This is a genomic window from Enterococcus sp. ZQ21 (assembly GCF_030053755.1).
Classification (GTDB): Bacteria; Bacillota; Bacilli; order Lactobacillales; family Enterococcaceae; genus Enterococcus_B; species Enterococcus_B lactis.
In genome coordinates this window covers 416,571-435,104 of the sequence record NZ_CP125658.1, presented here as the reverse complement: position 1 = coordinate 435,104, position 18,534 = coordinate 416,571, and the positions used below count along the sequence as shown (strand labels likewise).

Annotated in this window: 19 protein-coding genes and 1 pseudogene; 8 read left to right on the top strand and 12 right to left on the bottom strand. The window is 38.3% G+C overall.

Going from position 1 to position 18,534, the window contains the following annotated elements; all coding sequences use genetic code 11:
• Positions 1–25: 25 nt before the first annotated feature.
• The 4 genes from QK255_RS02095 to QK255_RS02080 all read right to left on the bottom strand — a co-directional run bounded on the left by QK255_RS02095 (position 26) and on the right by QK255_RS02080 (position 2,673).
• On the bottom strand, positions 26–856 hold the full coding sequence (locus tag QK255_RS02095; protein WP_002293228.1) for a DUF4097 family beta strand repeat-containing protein: 831 nt from the start codon (positions 854–856) through the stop codon (positions 26–28).
• 14 nt (positions 857–870) lie between these two features.
• On the bottom strand, positions 871–1,479 hold the full coding sequence (locus QK255_RS02090; protein ID WP_002293226.1) for a DUF1700 domain-containing protein: 609 nt from the start codon (positions 1,477–1,479) through the stop codon (positions 871–873).
• Positions 1,472–1,789 carry a PadR family transcriptional regulator gene (locus QK255_RS02085; RefSeq protein WP_002293224.1) on the bottom strand — a complete coding sequence of 106 codons (318 nt, stop codon included), beginning with the start codon at positions 1,787–1,789 and terminating at the stop codon, positions 1,472–1,474. Before QK255_RS02085 ends, QK255_RS02090 begins: the two co-directional genes overlap by 8 nt.
• Positions 1,790–1,944: 155 nt before the next feature.
• Positions 1,945–2,673: a DUF554 domain-containing protein gene (locus QK255_RS02080; RefSeq protein ID WP_002293223.1), complete on the bottom strand. Its 729-nt coding sequence runs from the start codon at positions 2,671–2,673 to the stop codon at positions 1,945–1,947.
• Between the two features lie 161 nt (positions 2,674–2,834).
• Here QK255_RS02080 and QK255_RS02075 point away from each other — a divergent pair, with 161 nt between their 5' ends.
• A complete protein-coding gene (locus QK255_RS02075) occupies positions 2,835–3,716 on the top strand; it encodes a LysR family transcriptional regulator (protein ID WP_002293221.1) in 882 nt (293 codons plus the stop codon).
• A gap of 233 nt (positions 3,717–3,949) precedes the next feature.
• Here the strand turns inward: QK255_RS02075 and QK255_RS02070 are convergent, their stop codons facing one another.
• The gene (locus QK255_RS02070) at positions 3,950–4,993 is read right to left on the bottom strand and encodes a HAMP domain-containing sensor histidine kinase (RefSeq protein WP_002336068.1); all 1,044 of its coding nucleotides are present in this window, start codon (positions 4,991–4,993) and stop codon (positions 3,950–3,952) included.
• A gap of 2 nt (positions 4,994–4,995) precedes the next feature.
• Complete coding sequence (locus tag QK255_RS02065) at positions 4,996–5,664, bottom strand: response regulator transcription factor (protein WP_002293217.1); 669 nt, start codon at positions 5,662–5,664, stop codon at positions 4,996–4,998.
• Positions 5,665–5,805: 141 nt separating this feature from the next.
• Here QK255_RS02065 and QK255_RS02060 point away from each other — a divergent pair, with 141 nt between their 5' ends.
• Positions 5,806–8,142 (top strand): ABC transporter ATP-binding protein/permease, encoded by a 2,337-nt coding sequence (locus tag QK255_RS02060; protein WP_283341575.1) that lies wholly within the window; start codon positions 5,806–5,808, stop codon positions 8,140–8,142.
• Between the two features lie 262 nt (positions 8,143–8,404).
• Here QK255_RS02060 and QK255_RS02055 read toward each other — a convergent pair whose 3' ends face one another.
• Complete coding sequence (locus QK255_RS02055) at positions 8,405–8,716, bottom strand: hypothetical protein (RefSeq protein ID WP_025477542.1); 312 nt, start codon at positions 8,714–8,716, stop codon at positions 8,405–8,407.
• A 180-nt stretch (positions 8,717–8,896) separates the two neighbouring features.
• On the opposite strand from QK255_RS02055, the gene QK255_RS02050 reads away from it, so the two are divergent.
• Genes QK255_RS02050 through lpdD form a run of 3 tightly spaced genes read left to right on the top strand, consistent with a single transcriptional unit; the run spans position 8,897 to position 11,424 of the window.
• A complete protein-coding gene (locus QK255_RS02050) occupies positions 8,897–10,372 on the top strand; it encodes a UbiD family decarboxylase (protein WP_002329604.1) in 1,476 nt (491 codons plus the stop codon).
• 46 nt (positions 10,373–10,418) lie between these two features.
• Entirely contained in the window at positions 10,419–11,003 is a 585-nt protein-coding gene (locus QK255_RS02045; RefSeq protein ID WP_002293209.1) for a UbiX family flavin prenyltransferase, read from the top strand.
• 1 nt (position 11,004) lies between these two features.
• Complete coding sequence (gene lpdD, locus QK255_RS02040; protein WP_002315934.1) at positions 11,005–11,424, top strand: prenylated flavin chaperone LpdD; 420 nt, start codon at positions 11,005–11,007, stop codon at positions 11,422–11,424.
• A gap of 42 nt (positions 11,425–11,466) precedes the next feature.
• On the opposite strand, the pseudogene QK255_RS02035 reads toward lpdD, so the two are convergent.
• The 3 genes and pseudogenes from QK255_RS02035 to QK255_RS02025 form a co-directional block, all read right to left on the bottom strand.
• Positions 11,467–11,750: pseudogene (locus tag QK255_RS02035) on the bottom strand (DUF1905 domain-containing protein).
• A 107-nt stretch (positions 11,751–11,857) separates the two neighbouring features.
• Entirely contained in the window at positions 11,858–12,568 is a 711-nt protein-coding gene (locus QK255_RS02030) for a DUF4811 domain-containing protein (RefSeq protein ID WP_002293205.1), read from the bottom strand.
• Entirely contained in the window at positions 12,565–14,037 is a 1,473-nt protein-coding gene (locus QK255_RS02025) for an MDR family MFS transporter (RefSeq protein WP_002293204.1), read from the bottom strand. Before QK255_RS02025 ends, QK255_RS02030 begins: the two co-directional genes overlap by 4 nt.
• Positions 14,038–14,174: 137 nt before the next feature.
• Here QK255_RS02025 and QK255_RS02020 point away from each other — a divergent pair, with 137 nt between their 5' ends.
• Positions 14,175–14,648, top strand: a complete 474-nt coding sequence (locus QK255_RS02020; RefSeq protein WP_002293203.1) for a MerR family transcriptional regulator — start codon at positions 14,175–14,177, stop codon at positions 14,646–14,648.
• A 156-nt stretch (positions 14,649–14,804) separates the two neighbouring features.
• Here the strand turns inward: QK255_RS02020 and QK255_RS02015 are convergent, their stop codons facing one another.
• The gene (locus tag QK255_RS02015) at positions 14,805–15,359 is read right to left on the bottom strand and encodes a PadR family transcriptional regulator (protein WP_002293202.1); all 555 of its coding nucleotides are present in this window, start codon (positions 15,357–15,359) and stop codon (positions 14,805–14,807) included.
• A 104-nt stretch (positions 15,360–15,463) separates the two neighbouring features.
• Between QK255_RS02015 and QK255_RS02010 the strand changes: the two genes are divergently transcribed.
• Positions 15,464–16,021, top strand: coding sequence for a phenolic acid decarboxylase (locus QK255_RS02010; RefSeq protein WP_002336071.1), 558 nt, complete (start codon positions 15,464–15,466; stop codon positions 16,019–16,021).
• Positions 16,022–16,244: 223 nt separating this feature from the next.
• A complete protein-coding gene (locus tag QK255_RS02005; protein ID WP_002329618.1) occupies positions 16,245–17,462 on the top strand; it encodes an IS110 family RNA-guided transposase in 1,218 nt (405 codons plus the stop codon).
• Between the two features lie 627 nt (positions 17,463–18,089).
• On the opposite strand, the gene QK255_RS02000 is transcribed toward QK255_RS02005, so the two are convergent.
• Positions 18,090–18,533, bottom strand: a complete 444-nt coding sequence (locus tag QK255_RS02000; RefSeq protein ID WP_002292616.1) for a GNAT family N-acetyltransferase — start codon at positions 18,531–18,533, stop codon at positions 18,090–18,092.
• Between the last annotated feature and the right edge of the window lies 1 nt (position 18,534).

Genomic DNA, 18,534 nt, shown 5'->3' with positions numbered 1-18,534 from the left:
TTAAACTATCCAGTTGTTTGCTAGATCAATCTGTTTCATCGTCTTCTTGATCTGTCGTGATATTGATCGAAGTGTCTTTGGCAGTGATCTTCAGCCGTTTCTGTCCTTGCTCTAACAACGTATTTGTTATTGGCTGGTAGTCTTTTTCAATATGAGATTCACCAGATATTTGGAGAGTATAGCCACTGTTTTCCATCTCATGCAAAGATAAATTACTATTGTTTAGAGTGACGTTTCCTTCTTTGCTGACCAAACTGTCTTCTAGATGTAAATTACTGCTTTCTCCTATGACGGTCAAGTTATCCACCTTGACTTCATCTAAACGAAGAGAACCTAATTCATCTTTCACCGTTATTGTTCCTCCCGTAAATTCATTGAATGATACCCAACCATCGTGTGTCATAGTATTTACTTTTTTGATCGATACTTCGTTGATGTCGATTGCACTATTATTCCCTTCGATTGTCAATTCAGATAATTCCTGATCTGCAGGGACAACAATAGTGATTTGTGCACTGGTGTCTTCCAAACTAATAATCGCACCTTCTGATTTTTTGACTGCATTCACGGTCAATACACCATTTTTCTCCTTTATTTCTGGCTTTTCTGTCTTATCGTAGGTCGTTTTTATCTCAAAATCCAACCCGCGTATGACTGACACTGTTTGATGTTCTGCATGGATGACGATTTTGTTTGCCTCTTTGATTTTTTTCGTCTCCGTCACCATATCGATCAATCGAGGGCCATCATCCCAAGTCAGACTCTTTTGAGCGCCTAATGTATAAGTTGCACCTGCTAGGAGTCCGCCAGTAACCATCAGGATAATACCGGTAATCAAAAAATGTTTCAATCTCATTTATCTGTCCTCCTTCAAGCGCCCGCTGAATGCAGATCTCTTTTTGTAATAAAACGCCGTCCCATCCATTTAACAAAGTTCATCATGACATAAAAAAGCCATTTTGTTCCTTTCAGCAACAGTGGCGAAATAAATACTGCGCTTCCCGTGGCGAACAGACCAACACCGATAAAGAATAACCCACTCAGAATCGATTGACCAAACACACTGATTCCTGAGATGATCATGAATAAGCCAATACCTAAGATACTGATACATAGAACATAGATACTAAAAATGAGCGCCAGCAAAGCAATCAATAGTCCCCCAATAACCAATATAAACCCCAATGCTAGTGGAATGAGGACAGGAGAAGCAAATAAACCGATAATGATTAACCAAATCAGACGCATTTGTCTTTTTGGACTCCTCACTAACTCGTCTTCTGCTTGTTCTTCTTCTGAAAAGTAACTGATTTTTAATTTTAAAGCAAACTGCTTTGGTGTACCATATTCATCAATGACCTGATCTAATGTTTTTCCGGAATCTAAAAAATATTCCTCATAATATTGGATCAAATCAAAACGATCGTCTTCAGGAATTTCTTGAAGATGATCCACAACTTCATTCAAATAATCATTCATTTGTGCTCTCCTCCAATAACCGGTCTAAAGAATCTCGAAAAACAATCCATTCATCAATAATTTCTTCTAAATGACGACTTCCTATTGGTGTCAACGAGTAATATCGACGGTTCCTACCTTCAAAAGGTTCATCATAGGTCTCAAGATACCCTTCTTTTTTCAATCTTCTCAAAACCGGATAAAGTGTAGATTCACTGACTGAGAGGCTTTCTTGTACGATTTTTGTTAAGGCATAACCATACATATCTTCTTTGCTTAATGCTGCTAACACAGTGCCATCAAGAAGAACAGTTGGAATCTGGATGTGCATTACGTCACCTTCTATTCTCAAGTGTAATATTTTATTACAATCTATATTATACATCATATAATATAGTTTCAAAATCAGTTTGTCAAATACAAAAAAACTGACTAAAAGGTTTGATCCCTTTTAGTCAGCAAAAAATGGCTTCTCTTTGATTATTATTATAACAGTGGCATGATCCAATTCGTCCACATCCAACTTAGTGGCATGATAACGATCATCGCTGGTATCATGTCAGCTACTGGGAACATTTTCACGTTGATCATTCTAAAACCGGTAGCAACCATCAAGAATCCACCGCAAGCTTTAAAGTCTAAGATCATATCTGGTGTAGTCAATGGATAAATAAATTTTGCCAATAAGAACAAGATATAAAAAATAATGAATTGGGGAATCGCTACTACGGAAACGACATATCCTAAATTACATGCAAAAATTGCTGCTGTGAAAAAATCAAGGACAGATTTAGAAATCAAAATCGTACTATCTCCAGTCATCCCAGAATCTAAGCTTCCATAAATCCCCGTACCACTTGCACAAAATAAAACAATGACCGTTACTAATGTGCTGATAAATTCATCGTGGGTCATACCAAGCTTTTCACTAGGAAAGATTTTAGAAATAGGCACTTGCATCAACGCAGCGCCCTTGTTAATCCCATTACCTAAATGAACAATCAGTCCAATCGCTGTTCCTATCACCAAAGCAAAAATAACAGCTGGCATATTTTTCATTGGCGCAATGGAATAGATACCCATCCCCATTGAACACACACCAAAAACCATCGTCAGCTGCGCTTTAAAGTGTTCGCTTAATTTATTTCCTACTAATCCGCCAATTAGTCCGCCAAGCAAAACGGAACCTACATTGATCAAAACTCCAGTTGGCATCAAAAAAACTCCTCTCTTTCTCTATAAAGCGAAAATTATTACAGAAAATTTTCTGCAATCACTGCTTTCACTGCAAGAAAGATTGTACCAGACAGAGTAGGTTACACCAATTCATTTTTTGTGTTAAAGTATTCTTTATTGGAATAAGTAGGAGGAATATGATGGATATCCATAAATTTGAAGTTTTTCTTGATTTAGCCGAAACGATGAATTTTACCAAAACTGCTGAACGACAATTCACCACCCAAGGAAACATTTCTAAACAGATTCTTTCGTTAGAAACAGAATTAGACGTCAAATTATTCGAACGTGCCCATAGAAAAATCGAGTTGACCGAAGCTGGAAGCTTGTTGCTCCCTTATGTAAAAAATGTCGTAGAACAATACCATGCCATGCAAGAAGTGCTTGAAACCTATACGCAAGAAAACAATCTTTCATTAAATATCTTAACGATACCAACCATGATCAATTACCAAGGCTTTTCCAAGATTACCGAATTTTTGAAACGTCATCCTGAATTTACGGTCCAGTTGAAAGAAGTGGAAAGTATCGAACTGACTTATGACGATACAAATGAACATAGTGATACGATCCACTTTGCCAGAAGCTTCCAGGCCCCACCAAGTTCGATTGAGTGGCTACCTACTGAAACAGACGATTTTGTAGCAGTTCTGCCTAAAACCCATCCTTTAGCTGCTAAAAAGAAATTGGATCTAAGTGAACTGAAAAAGGAGAATTTTTTGGTTCTTGGCCCTACTACGAACTTGTATCAACCTGTGCTAGACTTGTGTCGCGAAGCTGGATTTGAACCGAGAATCTCTTATAAAGGATCTAGGACCGACTTGATCATCAATATGATTGCAAATGACATGGGGATTGCTATTGTTATGGAAAAAACAGTCAAAAATCTGTTAAAAGAAAATACTGTGATCCTCCCCATCTCTCCAACAAAAGAAAGTTATCTCGCATTTACGCGTAAAATCGGTGAACATTCTTTGGCTTCAGACACATTTTGGGAGTATTTGAAACAAGAAGAGAACTAGGCCCTTCATTTTCTGTCTATCAATCCATCCAAAAAAGAGAGCGACTCATGACTTTCGCTCTCTTTTTTGGATCATATCCTTGTTTCAATGACACATCTATCATTTCTCGTAGTTCAATAAGAAAGCAGCGATTTTATGTCGAAAGAACCGTAAGAACATTTCCCTAATCACAAAAAAACGACTCCCCCCCTAAAAACCTTCAATCGAATTTTTAGGGGGTTTTATTCTTTTTCCTATTGTTTACTTAACCGTATCATTGCTGTCGTTCCTACTCCTTCGATACTGCTATAATCAATACGACCATCATGCAGTTCTAGAATTTTTTTGACCAGTGAAAGTCCTAGCCCATTCCCAGAAATTTGACGGCTTGTATCTCCTTGATAAAATTTTTCAAACATTCGATCTCTGGTCTCTTCATTCATTCCTACACCTGAATCGGTCACTTCCAGTACAATCTCTGTGGCTGCCTCAAATAGTTTGATATGAATCTGTCCATTGACTTGATTGTACTTTATGGCGTTATCCATGATATTCAACCACACTTGGTACAAAAACTCTTCATTGCCTGTGTAATTTACTGCAGCCAGTTCGATATCCAATTCTAGCTGTTCTTTCTCCCATTTAGGCTGCAAAAAAACGATTACTTCTCGAATTTGTTCATCTAATCGGTACTCTTTTTTTTCCAGTTGGATACGCTGGTTTTCCAGTTTGTTCAATTTTAAGATATTCTCTGTTAATTGTGAAAGCTGCGTGATACTTTCGATAATCCGATATAAAAATATTTGGCATTCTTCGTCAGAGAGATTTGGGGCTTGTAACAATTGTACATATCCTTGGATCGTTGCTAATGGTGTTTTGAATTCATGGGATACACTGGACACAAAATCATTCCTCAATGTTTCGATACTATTGAGTTCTTGGACCATAACATTGAAATCTTTATACAGTTGCTGTACTTCTGCTACTTTCTGCTGCTCATCCATTCGAATCGAAAAATCTCCCGTTGCTACCAGACTCATATTTGTCCCTAGTGCACTGATTGGATGCAGAATACGCCGCCCAACAAAAATCGATATTCCTGTACCCACGATCATACTGAACCCTGCAAAGACGAATAACGGGTATAGCGTTGGTTTTCCAGCCGATTCAGCAGGTGAGATAGAATGCCGAGACAATAAGAAAATAAAACCGAGAAAACACAGCAGTGTCACTAAGATCGAAATGAAGACAATACTGGCAAAATAGATCCATAATTGTGAAAATAGCTTTTTTTTCATCTTTAAATAACCGCCTTATAGCCTAGTCCCCGTACTGTCATGATTTGAAAATCTTCCGTCTTTTCAAAACGGGTCCTTAAACGTTTGATATGTACATCGATCGTTCGTTCTTCTGTATTCGTATCTAATCCCCAAATGTCATCCATCAACTGTTGGCGAGTGAAGATCTTGTTGGGATAAGACAGTAATTTATACAGAAGCAGAAATTCTTTTTGAGGCAGAATCAACGAATGCTGATCTTGTAGCACTGTATAAGTATCCAGCTCTAATTTTGTTTGTCCAATCATCAAGCTACTGCTGTAATTGATTTTTGAACGTCGAAGCAATGCTTCCACACGTAGGATCATCTCATTGACATCGATGGGTTTTGTCATATAATCATCTGCTCCTAGTTTGAACCCGCGTTTCTTATCCTCAAAATCGGCCTTTGCCGTAATCATCAGAACAGGTGTGTCAAATCTGGTGCTACGTAATGAGTCTAGCAAGTCATAGCCATCCATTTTCGGCATCATGATATCTGTAATGATCAATTCTATACGTGTCGTTTCTAGTTTTTTCAGCGCATCCTCTCCATTCAGTGCAGTGATGACTGAAAAGCCCGCTCGTTCCAACACAGAACGGTAAAGCAACTGTAATTGCGGATCATCTTCTACTATTAAAATACGATTCATTGTTCTCCCTCTGTTTTTTGAAAAATTTCTAGATTTTTTCTTGCAGTTCATCTTCAGTTAACATTTATTTTGTATACTACAATCATTGTTCTGATATACTTATTAGTATACCGAATATTTCAATACGGGAGAAGGGTGATTATGCTTCAATTAAAAGATATAAAAAAATATTATAAAGTCGGCGAAACCACCACTAAAGCATTGGATGGTGTATCTGTCGCTTTCAGACAAAAAGAATTCGTAGCGATTTTAGGTCCTAGTGGTTCTGGTAAAACGACTATGCTGAATGTGATTGGTGGACTAGATAATTATGATTCCGGTGATATGGTGATCAACGGAAAGTCTACTAAAGACTTCAAAGACAACGACTGGGATGCCTACCGAAACAATTCTATCGGGTTCATTTTCCAAAGTTATAACTTGATTGGTCATTTAGGCATTATTGAAAATGTTGAACTTGGGATGACATTAAGTGGTGTTTCTAAAGACGAAAAACGAAAACGGGCAGAAGATGCCTTGCATCGGGTCGGCTTGACAGATCATATGCACAAAAAGCCAAATCAGCTATCTGGTGGACAAATGCAGCGGGTAGCAATCGCTCGAGCGCTAGCCAATGATCCAGATATCCTTTTGTGTGATGAGCCAACCGGAGCTTTAGATACAGAAACAAGTATCCAGATCATGGAACTGATCCAAGAGTTATCGAAAGAAAAATTAGTGATCATGGTCACACATAATCCTGAACTGGCCAATCAATATGCAGACCGGATCATTGAATTTTCTGATGGTAAGATCTTAACGGATTCCCATCCTCACATCGAACGACCAAAAGATGATCAATTTAACCTACGCAGAACGAAGATGAGTTTTTGGACAGCGTTGAAGCTTTCTTTCAACAATATCCGAACAAAAAAAGGACGTACTTTCTTGACTTCCTTTGCTTCCAGTATCGGGATCATCGGAATCGCGATCGTCCTTTCCCTTTCTTCTGGTTTCCAAAAGCAAATCGATAACACGCAAGCTGAAACGATGGCGAAATTTCCGATCACTATTTCTAAGGTAACGACTAACCAGACCCGTGACGATGCTGGATTAGGTGCAAGCAAAGCAGAGTATCCAGACAGCAAAACGATCACAGCAAAAGTCAGCGAAGAAGACAAAGCACAGCATACGAATAAAATCGATCAAACCTACGTCGATTATGTAACAGGCATCGATCCTAATTTAAGTAATAATATTGGGTTTACTCGTACAACAGGAATCAATCTTTTACGTGATGTAAATGGCAAAGTACAGCCTGTCAGCTTCTCGAATCAAAACCCTGATGCGGAATCTCTTTCCTTGTCTAGTACGATGTCAGCAATGACAGGTGTGGGAGTGTCAAGTTTCCCTACACAGCTTGACACTAGCAAAGAAAACTTTTTAAAAGACAATTATTCTTTACTTGCCGGAAGTTATCCAGCCTCAGCAACAGATGTCGTGCTGATCGTAGACGGCAACAATAATACTAATATCAATGCATTGAAAAATCTTGGATTTGATGTGAAGGAAGACGAAAAACTTGATTTCGATGAGATCGTCGGTACAACATTCAAGTTAGTAAACAACAATACTTACTATACAAAACTTCCAACTGGGAATTTCATTCCTAATACAGATTATGATTCGATGTACCAGAATTCTTCAGATGAATTGAAGATTTCAGGAATCCTACGCGTGAAGTCTTCTTCTACAATGAATCTCTTATCGCCAGGAATCGCTTATAGTGATCAATTAACGACTCAAATCGTCAATGAGAACAAAGAATCAGAAATCGTCAAAGCCCAAAAAGACAGTGATGTAAATGTCTTAACTACTGAAAAAGTTGACGAAAATGCCAAACAAACATTGCTTAGTTATTTAGGCGGAGACAGCTTGCCTTCAAGTATCATGATTTATCCGAACAATTTTGAAGACAAAGAAAAAATCTTGGATTATTTAGATGATTACAATAAAGGCAAATCAGATGAAGATAAAATCATTTATACTGATTTAGCTGGAACGATGACTGAACTGACTGGCGGATTGATGGATGCTATCACTTATGTCCTCATTGCTTTTGCAGGGATCTCTTTAGTAACAAGTATGATCATGATCAGTATCATTACTTATACATCTGTGATTGAACGGACAAAAGAAATCGGTGTACTAAAAGCTTTAGGTGCACGGAAAAAAGACATCACTCGCGTATTTGACGCAGAAACGTGTATTTTAGGTATTTCTTCTGGGATACTAGGTGTGTTTATTGCCTGGCTAGCTACATTCCCTATCAATAGCATCTTGTACAGCATGACGGATCTAAAAAATGTTGCGCAACTAAATCCTGTCCATTCGATCATTCTAGTGATTGTCTCTACTGTATTGACGATGCTTGGCGGTCATCTTCCTGCACGAATGGCAGCGAAAAAAGACGCTGCTATCGCTTTGCGTGCAGAATAAAGCTATTCGTTTTTTCCAATTACTACAAAGGGTGGTGACAAAATTGTTGTCACCACCCTTTTTTTGAATAAACAGCTTTTCATAACCTCTCGATAAACGGCGTTCTCCTTCCAACTCCTCGGTCACAACCTCTGATTCACGGTGTTCCTGAAGTAGCTTCTTCGGAAATAAGCCGAAATGTCACAAAAATTTGAGAAGCAATTTTCGTATATTCCTTCTTATTTCTTGAAGCTGACCACTTCTGTCACAACCTCTTGCCTATTTATAATTCTGGAATATGGTTTTCCCCTTTGAGCCACAGTTTTTGCGGTGTATATTTGTCTTTTCCATTTATGAATACTGTTCCATCTGCTTCAATCGTTACTTCAGTCTCAATCCACATATTAGTAGACAAAGCGAGAAGATTTTTTCTTTTTCCTCTTCCTTTTTTTCCAAATTGCAAGGCATCGGTTATCTCTTCTGTCCAATGAGATTTCACGTATTTTACTTCCCCGTTTTCAAATGTAACTTTCAAAATATTCGCTATATTTTCTACTTTTACTGCTTTAGGAAATGACTCCTCCATTTTTTTCACTTTCCTTCCATTAGCATTTAGTATGCGCTTTCTTATTGTTGTAAGTATATCATAATTTATTCTATTATCAAAAAACCGTATCCATTCCATTAAGGAATATTTTATCAAACAAGTTGAATTGTTTTCCTCCTTTGTACCTTTTACTATAGATAGGTAAAGACAACTAAGGAGGAATTTTTCATGACAGATCAACCGTATGATTTAAGAAAAGTCATCGAAGAACTAAAAACACTTCCAGGTCAATATCACGAAACAGATATTGAAATCGATCCTGAAGCAGAATTATCTGGTGTTTACCGTTATATCGGTGCTGGCGGTACAGTAAAACGTCCGACTCAAGAAGGACCAGCTATGACTTTCAACAATATCAAAGGTTTCCCCGGCACACGTGTGAACATCGGGACAATGGCTAGTCGTAAACGTGTAGGTGAAATTTTGCACCATGATTATCGAACACTTGGCCGTTTCTTGAAAGACGCTGTAGAAAATCCAATCAAACCTGTGAAAGTAGACAAAGCAGACGCTCCAGCACAAGAAGTCGTTCATCTAGCTACCGATGCAGACTTCGATATTCGCAACATTTTGCCTGCACCTACAAATACTCCTGAAGATGCAGGTCCATACATCACGATGGGTGTAGTCTTAGGATCAGATCCAGAAAAAACAATGAGCGATGTAACGATCCATCGTATGGTCCTAGAAGACAAAGATACGATCGGTATGTACATCATGCCTGGTGGGCGCCACATTGGTCACTTCCAAAAACAATTTGAAGCATTGAATAAACCAATGCCTATCACTATCAATATTGGTTTAGATCCAGCAATTGCCATTGGTACGACTTTCGAACCACCTACCACTCCACTTGGCTACAACGAACTATGGTGTGCAGGAGCTTTGCGTAACGAACCTATTCAAATCGTTGATGGTGTAGCAGTCGATGAAGTGGGTATTGCTCGTGCTGAATTCATCATTGAAGCAGAAATCATGCCAAATGAAACAATGCAAGAAGATATCAACACGAACTCAGGGAAAGCAATGCCAGAATTTCCTGGTTATACTGGGGATGCTAATCCAGCTGTACAAGTAGTAAAAGTCAAAGCAGTTACTCATCGAAAAGACAATCCAATCATGCAAACAACGATTGGTCCAAGTGAAGAACACGTATCTATGGCCGGTATTCCTACAGAAGCAAGTATTCTTGCTTTGGTTGATAAAGCTATTCCAGGAAAAGTAGTAAATGTCTACAATCCTCCTGCAGGTGGCGGTAAATTGATGACCATCATGCAGATTCGTAAAGAAAACGAAGCGGATGAAGGTATTCAACGCCAAGCAGCTATTCTTGCCTTATCAGCCTTCAAAGAATTGAAGACAGTCATTTTAGTCGATGAAGATGTTGATATTTTCGACATGAACGATGTAGTTTGGACTTTCAACACTCGTTTCCAAGGAGATAAAGACATTATTGTGCTCCCAGGAATGAGAAACCATCCATTGGACCCATCAGAATTACCAGAATATAATCCTGGCTCTATTCGTTTCCGTGGGATGAGTGCAAAAACTATCTTTGACGGTACAGTTCCTTTCGATATGAAAGAACATTTTGTACGTGCAAAATTCCAAGAAGTAGAAGATTGGGAAAAATATTTGAAATAATGAATGATCTGCAACTGTTTTGACATCATAAAAAGGAGTGCGGAAAATGGAACAATTGGCACAACGGAAGAAAAAAATCGTGATTGGTGTAAGTGGCGCTTCGGGCACCATTTATGCCATCAACCTAGTGAAGAAACTAAAAGAATATCCGATGGTAGAAACACACGGAATCATCAGTCCATGGGCAAAACAGAACTTAAAGCTGGAATCCGACTTATCCCTAAATGAATTCGAAAGCCTGTTTGATTACCATTATTCAAACAAAGATCTAGGTGCTGCTGTCGCCAGCGGATCATTTTTGACCGATGGAATGATCATCGTACCGGCAAGTATGAAAACAGTCGCAGGTATCTCTGTTGGTTTAGGCGACAACCTGATTGCACGTGCTGCTGATGTAACAATGAAGGAGCAACGAAAGTTAGTCATTGTCCCTCGTGAAACGCCATTAAATGCCATTCACTTGGAAAACTTGACTAAATTAGCACGACTAGGTGTGCAAATCATACCACCGATCCCTGCTTTTTATAATCAGCCTCAGACGATCCAAGATCTTGTTGATCACCATACAATGAAACTTTTGGATCAATTTGGGATTGTAAATGAACATTCAAAACGTTGGCAAGGTGATTAATATGGAAAAAGAAACGATAGTTGAAGTAACAAAACTAGGTTTCACGATCCAAGCTGCTGTTAAAGTAATCGGTAAAGACTTATTGATTACTTTAACAGGCGGAGATACACCACATATCGGAACAGTCACTACATTTTCTCGTGATACAGAGATCCAAACTGTACGTTTCCCTAGCCACGATGGTCGTTTCCACAAAGACGATGTCTTAGCCGAAAAAATAGCTGTGGTCATCAAAAATGCCGTTCCAGGAAGCTGTACGATCACTTCCGGTATCCATGTTGACCATATCTCCAATGCACAAATCAACGCTTCTTTTCCGATGTCAGAAGAGTTAGGTTACAAGATTTTAGATTGGTTGGAAAAAACAGATTTCCATATCAAAGAACCCGTTTATTATAAAGATGGTGAAAAACCATTATGAAAGAAGAGGTTGTGACACATCTTTTGTCATAACCTCTTGTTTTTATTTTTGCTTCACTGTAACTGCTACGATATCACCAATATCTTTTCCGATGTTTTTACGAATATCTTTTCGTAGTCCAAGGATATAGCAGACCGAACCATCTAAATTTTTCACGCCCATATTCACGATACTCCTTCGTACGGCACATTATCAAAAGTTGCTTGGACTTTCACTCTTCCAGCACCGAATTCTTCTCTTATATCATATGGAAAAACAATATATGCGCCACCCTTGCCGACTTCGGAAGCATAGATTTTTGATTCAAAAGAATAAGTTTTCCTCATTTTATTCCTCCTATTTTTTACATCTAGTATAGCATAGCAAAAAAAAAGGAACTGTGACAAAAGTCTTGTCGCAGTTCCCTTTTTTTGAATAAACGGTGTTCAAAATATTATTCGCCTTTTGCTTCTTTCACTAATTTCGCGAATGCTTGTTGTTGGAATTCAGCAGTTAAGGCTTTCGTACGTTGTTCTTGTTCTGCTTTGCTCATTTGCGGATTTTCAGTCATTGCTTTTACCATACCGTCTTGCACATAAGCTTTTGCTTCACTTTCCATCGTACTTTGCTGTTTCTTCACTAATTCAGCTAACTTGGATGCTTGGTCCGTACTTAATTCTACCCATGTCTCTGGGATTTTGAATGTATTCACTCGGCTGTCATATTCGTGATTGTTATCAGCAATATTGAACCAGAATTTATACATGTCGTTTTTGTATTCCCAATAAGTAGTTTTCGTCACTTTTTCAGCATCGCCGTCCGTCTTTTCTACTTTATTTGTTTCGTTATCCGTACCAGTTGCTTTTGGTTTCTCTTGTTTTTCATTCGTTCGGTAAAGATACACTTTTTCTTTTCCATTCCCTAAAGCTTTATACAAAAGCATATCTGCTCCTTGGGAATCAGCACTGGAAACAATTTTTTCTGTTTTCGTTTCCGTTACTTTTTCCATTCCAAAGTGATTGGACAAATTAGCGACGATCAAACTTAGTGAAGCGACGAAGATTAGTCCGAAAATCAAAGATAAAAAGGTTTGCCATGTTTTTTTAGCGAACACGTTCGTTAAAGCAAAAGCAAGCAAGCTGACAATCAAAACTCCAATAATCATGCATTATCCCCCGCTTTCGTTAGAACAGGTTCTTTTTTCTTCAATAAAAAGGCAATAATAAAGCCAAGGATCCCAAAGATGATCGCTACGATAAACGCGGCATGGTAACCTGACAGTGTGGCATTGATTGCCTGATCTTTATAAGCTAATGGTGTATTGTCCAATACAGATTTGCTTGGGATATTTGCTTTTGTCACATTCGTCAACACACTGATCAAAATAGCTGTACCGATTGAGCTTGCAATTTGACGGAATGTATTATTTACCGCTGTCCCGTGACTGATCAAGTTATTTGGCAATGCATTCATACCAGAAGTCGTTACCGGCATCATGACCATGGAGATCCCAAACATACGGATCGCATAAAGGATCACGATATATAAAACTGGAGTCGTTTTTGTCAAGAAAGCAAATGGTGCAGTTGCGGCTGTCAAAATGAACATCCCTGTAATGGCTAAACGTTTCGCGCCGTATTTATCGAAAATCGCACCCGTAACGGGCATCATAGCCCCCATGATCAAAGCACCTGGCAACAACATCAAGCCAGAATGGAATGCTGATTCTCCGCGAATGTTTTGGATATACAACGGCACGACCATTTCTGCCCCTACCATCGCCATATTCGTTACACCGGCTAAAACAGCTGCAATCGTAAATGTAGATGATTTGAATACGCGAAGTTCCAAGAATGGATGTTCCAAATGTAATTGACGCCATGAGAACAAGGCGATGAAAATCACACCAACGACTAAGAAACCAATTACTTTCAAGCTTCCCCAGCCATCATCACCTACACTAGAAAATCCGTAAAGCAAACTACCGAATCCAATCGTTGACAAAATAGCTGATAAAATATCAATGCTAGGATTTGACAATGGAATAACACTTTTCATTAGGAAGAATGCTAAAACCAAGACAAGAACAACGATTGGCAGTACCATACCAAACAAGTCACGCCAATGGTAGTTATCAATGATGTAACCAGATAATGTAGGGCCTAAAGCAGGAGCAAGCCCAATAACGATTCCTGACATCCCCATTGCTGATCCTCTTTTTTCTGGTGGAAAAATAGACAACATGATATTTTGCAATAATGGCATCGATACTCCCACACCGCAAGCTTGGATCAAGCGACCGATTAGTAATGTACTAAAATTAGGTGCTGTAAAACAAGTAATCGTTCCGATCAAAAAGATCGTCATGGCAGAAAGATATAAATTTCTTGAACTGAATTTATTGATCAGCCATGCTGTTATTGGGATCATGATCCCGTTGACTAGCAAGAAACCAGTCGTTAACCATTGCACATCAGACGCTGAAATATCGAAAGCTTTCATCAATGTAGGAAAAGCTGTCGTCAATAAGGTCTGATTCAAAACGGTACAAAATGTACCAATTAATAAGACAACAACTAAAAGTGTCCGATTATATGGTTTTCCGTAAATATCTACGGGTTGGTTGTTACTCATATTTCTCCTTCTTTCTGAATTTTTTCTGAAACTACTAGAATACTTTAGTCCTAAATCCGCCATTTGTCAACCTACTTGACACATTAGTTAATACAGATATAATTAAGGAAAGTAAGAGGACAAAAGGAGTGACAAAAATGGTTGGGGCTTCCCTTAAACGTTTGTTGGAAAACGATCAATTGGTTGTTGGCATCAGTGAATTAAGTGATATCGTCGGTGTGTCTCCACGTCAATTAAGGTATTGGGAACAAAAGGGATTCATTCGTTCGATCGAAGCTGATGCGAATTGTCCTAGAAAATATCGTTTGCCTACAGTTATAAAAGTAGAACTGATCAAAAAATACTTAGATGACGGATTTACCTTATCTAAAGCTGCAGAAAAGGCAGAAATCCGACAAAAGAAAATGCATCATGTCCGCAAAGTTTTTTCAAAAGCAATCAAAGATATCGAATTGATCGACGAACGCTATACGATTTTACAAATTGGCAACTTCAAAGAAGAGAATGCGAAGATGTACATCATTCATGACAACGAGACAGACGAATTGTCTTACAAACTCCTTCCTGTCGATGAAAAAGCTGACTACGAGCAGCTGTTAAAAGAACTCTAAGCTCCGCTAATCTCCTAAACATCAGACTTTTTAAAAAGTAGATGATACATATAACACTTAGAAAAAGCCTGTTTGAACATAAGAATATCCGAACGGTGATCTGCATTTCTTTCATATAGAAAGGAAGCATCCATCACTGTTCGGATATTTTTTAGTTTATTTTTTTCGGTTGTTTTCTTCTTCCAATACATCTGTCAGCCAACTTGCATATTCTGTTTCCCGATTGATCGCATGCGCTAAAATCAAGTAATGTCCGTAATTTTCATGTTTTTCTTTTTCTGTAGGAAAGATTGTTTTTTTTCGCTCTAATAGATGAAGGCGTTTTTCTTCATGAAGATCACGCTGCTGCTGGATAATTTCTACTAATGCCGGATCATTCACGTCTTTGACGAAATACAATTTTAAAACGAATTCGTCTCGATTAACCGGCAGTTCATTGGTCGGTGTATGAATCCACTCTGCTAATTGTTCCTTCCCTTCTTCTGTTAATTCATAAACTTTTTTTTCCAATTTTTCGCCTGTGATCTCTACTTGATGTTGAATGATTCCTTGCTCTTCCATTTTTGCCAGCTCAGGATAAATCTGACTATGTTTTGCTTGCCAAAATTCTCCTATTTCATTTTTGAATGATTGATTCAATTCATATCCTGTCATCTGCTTCTTACTTAATAACCCTAATAAAATATAGCGAAGTGTATTTTTTCTTGCCATCAGTTTTTCCTCCTTGACAAATCTTTAAATCCATTCTATCATAAACGAGTAATCAAAAACATGTAGTTTATTACATGTTTTGATTTAGAGGGAGATGCTTAATCATGAAAGAATTTAAAGAATTGGAAGATTTTATTGGAACTCACTTTATTTATACGTATGACAACGGTTGGGAATATGAATGGTATGCAAAAAATGACCATACTGTCGATTACCGTATCCACGGCGGAATGGTCAAAGGTCGTTGGGTAAAAGACCAAGAAGCTGATATCGTTAAATTGACAGATGGCGTATTCAAAATTACTTGGACAGAACCAACAGGGACAGACGTTGCATTAGACTTTATGCCAAATGAAAAGAAACTTCACGGAATGATCTTTTTCCCTAAATGGGTTGAAGAACATCCAGAAATCACTGTTACTTTCCAAAATGAACATATCGCAGAAATGGAAGCAGCTCGTGAAAAATATGAAACTTATCCAAAATTACTTGTTCCTGAATTTGCTACCATCACTTATATGGGTGATGCAGGTATAGACAATGAAGATGTCATTAGTGAAGCGCCATATGATGGCATGCCTGATGATATCCGTAGCGGAAAATACTTCGATGAAAATTATAAACGAGTAAAACATACTAAGATTAGAGGGGAACATCATTGACGAATGATGTTCTCCTCTATTTTCTATTTTTAGATTATAGTGAAGAATGAAAGAAAGTTCGAACAAAGCCTTGAGGACTACGAGTCCCTATCAAAAACCGAACTTCTTTACTGTCATTTTAGAATCAGGTTTACGTATGTTGGGGCCATGAACCCGTGTATAGGAAATTGGAATCGAAATGAAGCAGTAAAGTTCTTTCAAAACTTAAAAAGGAGGAAAACAAATGCCTTACATTCTTGCATTAGATGTTTCAATGGGACACAGCTACAGTGTCCTATACAAAGACGACACCTGCTTATTTGAAGACGAGATCGAACACACTCAAAGAGGATTTCATGCATTACTCGAAGAGATCCAGCACTTGCCTGAACGTCCATTGATTGTTTTTGAAGCAACGGGGATTTATTCCAGACCAGTCGAAAAGTTCTTTCAAGATCATCACTTTTCTTACTGTTTGTTAAACCCGTTAGAAGCGAAAAAGCAGATGGAAGAAAACACCTTACGCAGTTGGAAAACAGATAAATCGGATGCCCATCGGCTCGCACAGACTCATCTTAAAAATCAACGTCAGCCAAAAGAAGTACAAAGCAATTTTTACTTAGAGATGCGCGATTTAGCCCGTTTTTATCAAGAAATTGAGAAGAAAATCACTCGTCTGCGCATGGATTTACACAACTGCCTTCAGTTGACTTTTCCAGAGCTTGAACAGTTCTTTTCAAACAGGCTGACCCCTTACGCATTGACATTGATCCGTCTTTTTCCCCATCCAGATTTTGTATTGGCATCTACTCGGACAAAAATAAAAAATAAACTGATCAACGAAACACGGAAAAAAATCTCCGCGAATCGTGCCGAGCAAAAGGCAGATCAAATCATCCACTATGCACAGTGTGCCTATCCAGCTGTTGAAAAAGACAGTATCCACTGTCAAAAAACGATCTATTACGCCGAACTTCTCCAAGATTTACTCGAACAAAAAGAAGCACTGGCGACACAAATGATCAAAAAAGCCGAAGGCTCTCCTTGCTTTTTGTTGTACCAAACGTTCCCTGGGATTGGCGCACTCACAGCCGCTTTATTGCTCGGTGAATTAGGAGATATCACACGATTTAAAACCCATAAACAATTGAATGCCTTTGTCGGAATTGACATCCGACGGTATCATTCAGGTAAGTATACTGGCCAAGACCGCATCAATAAGCGTGGTAATCCCAAAGCACGGAAAATTATTTTCTTCACCATTCGAAATATGATTCGCCAGCAACGCGCAGCTCCTAATCATATTGTCGATTATTACTACAAATTAAAAAAGCAACCTATCCCTAAGAAAGATAAGGTTGCCACAGTTGCTTGTATGAACAAGCTTCTGAAATGTATGCACGCTATGGTTAGGGCACATACAGAGTACGACTATGCGTACGCGGTCTCAGTGGACCATTAACTAAACCACTTACAGTATACCACTTCTTTGCCCAGATCGAAAATTTTTTACGAACGGGGCTTTATTTGGTGTGCCTTGATTTTGTCGCTTTCGTTTATGAGCTATTTTTCTTACACCTTTTACTTGACTAATCGTAGGAAATAAGGTTGTGAAAGAGAGGTTGTGAAATCAGCGTTACGCTTTGAGTAATAAGAACGCTAGTCAGAAAATAGCTTTTCATATTTTCTAGGCTAGTGGGCTTATTACTGAGAAGCAGCTGATTGAACACCGTTTATCAAGAGGTTGTGAAATCAGCGTTTTGACCTGAGTATTAGGGAAACAAATGGAAAATAGTTCCTCATATTTTGCCGTTTGTTGAGCTAATACCGAGGGTCAGCTGATTGAACACCGTTTAGTGGAGAGGTTGTGAAAAAGCTGTTCTGCATCAAGTAATAAGAACAGCCAAGTAAAAACAGTTCCTTATGTTTTTAAATTGGTTGGACTTATTACCGCAGATGCAAGCTTTTGAACACCGTTTATCAAAGGTCGTAACAACTGCATCTTCACACAGTTAAATTAGTGACTTCAAAATGAAATAATGCTCCCAGCAAAAATTAGGCTGGGAGCATTATTTCGTTACTCTGTTCATCAAAAATCATTGGTTTGATTCCATTGCATCACAAGCTCCTCCTCATTTACTGCTTCATCTTTTTGCAGTATTTGAATTGCAAAGCTTTGTGAAAGATAGAAATGAATAGCTGATTGATTTTTTTGATAGACTGTCAAAGTCAGTGTTTTATTGGTTTCTTTTATTTTTTTCATTAGTTGCGTACCGATTTTTTGTTGCCGATATTCCCTCTTTACAAAAATCCCTGCGATGAACTGATCAATCACCCCAGCAAAACCGACGATTTCTTGATCTATTTCTGCTAAGTAAATCACTGCCTCTGGCAAAGCTTTCCTAACAGATTCTATTTGACTCTCCCAATAAGTTGGTGAGATGAATCCATGAGAATCCAAATTAGCATGCAGCCAAATCGATAGAACAGTTTCCAGTTCTTCAGCAGACAATTCTGTTGTTGTACGAATCATT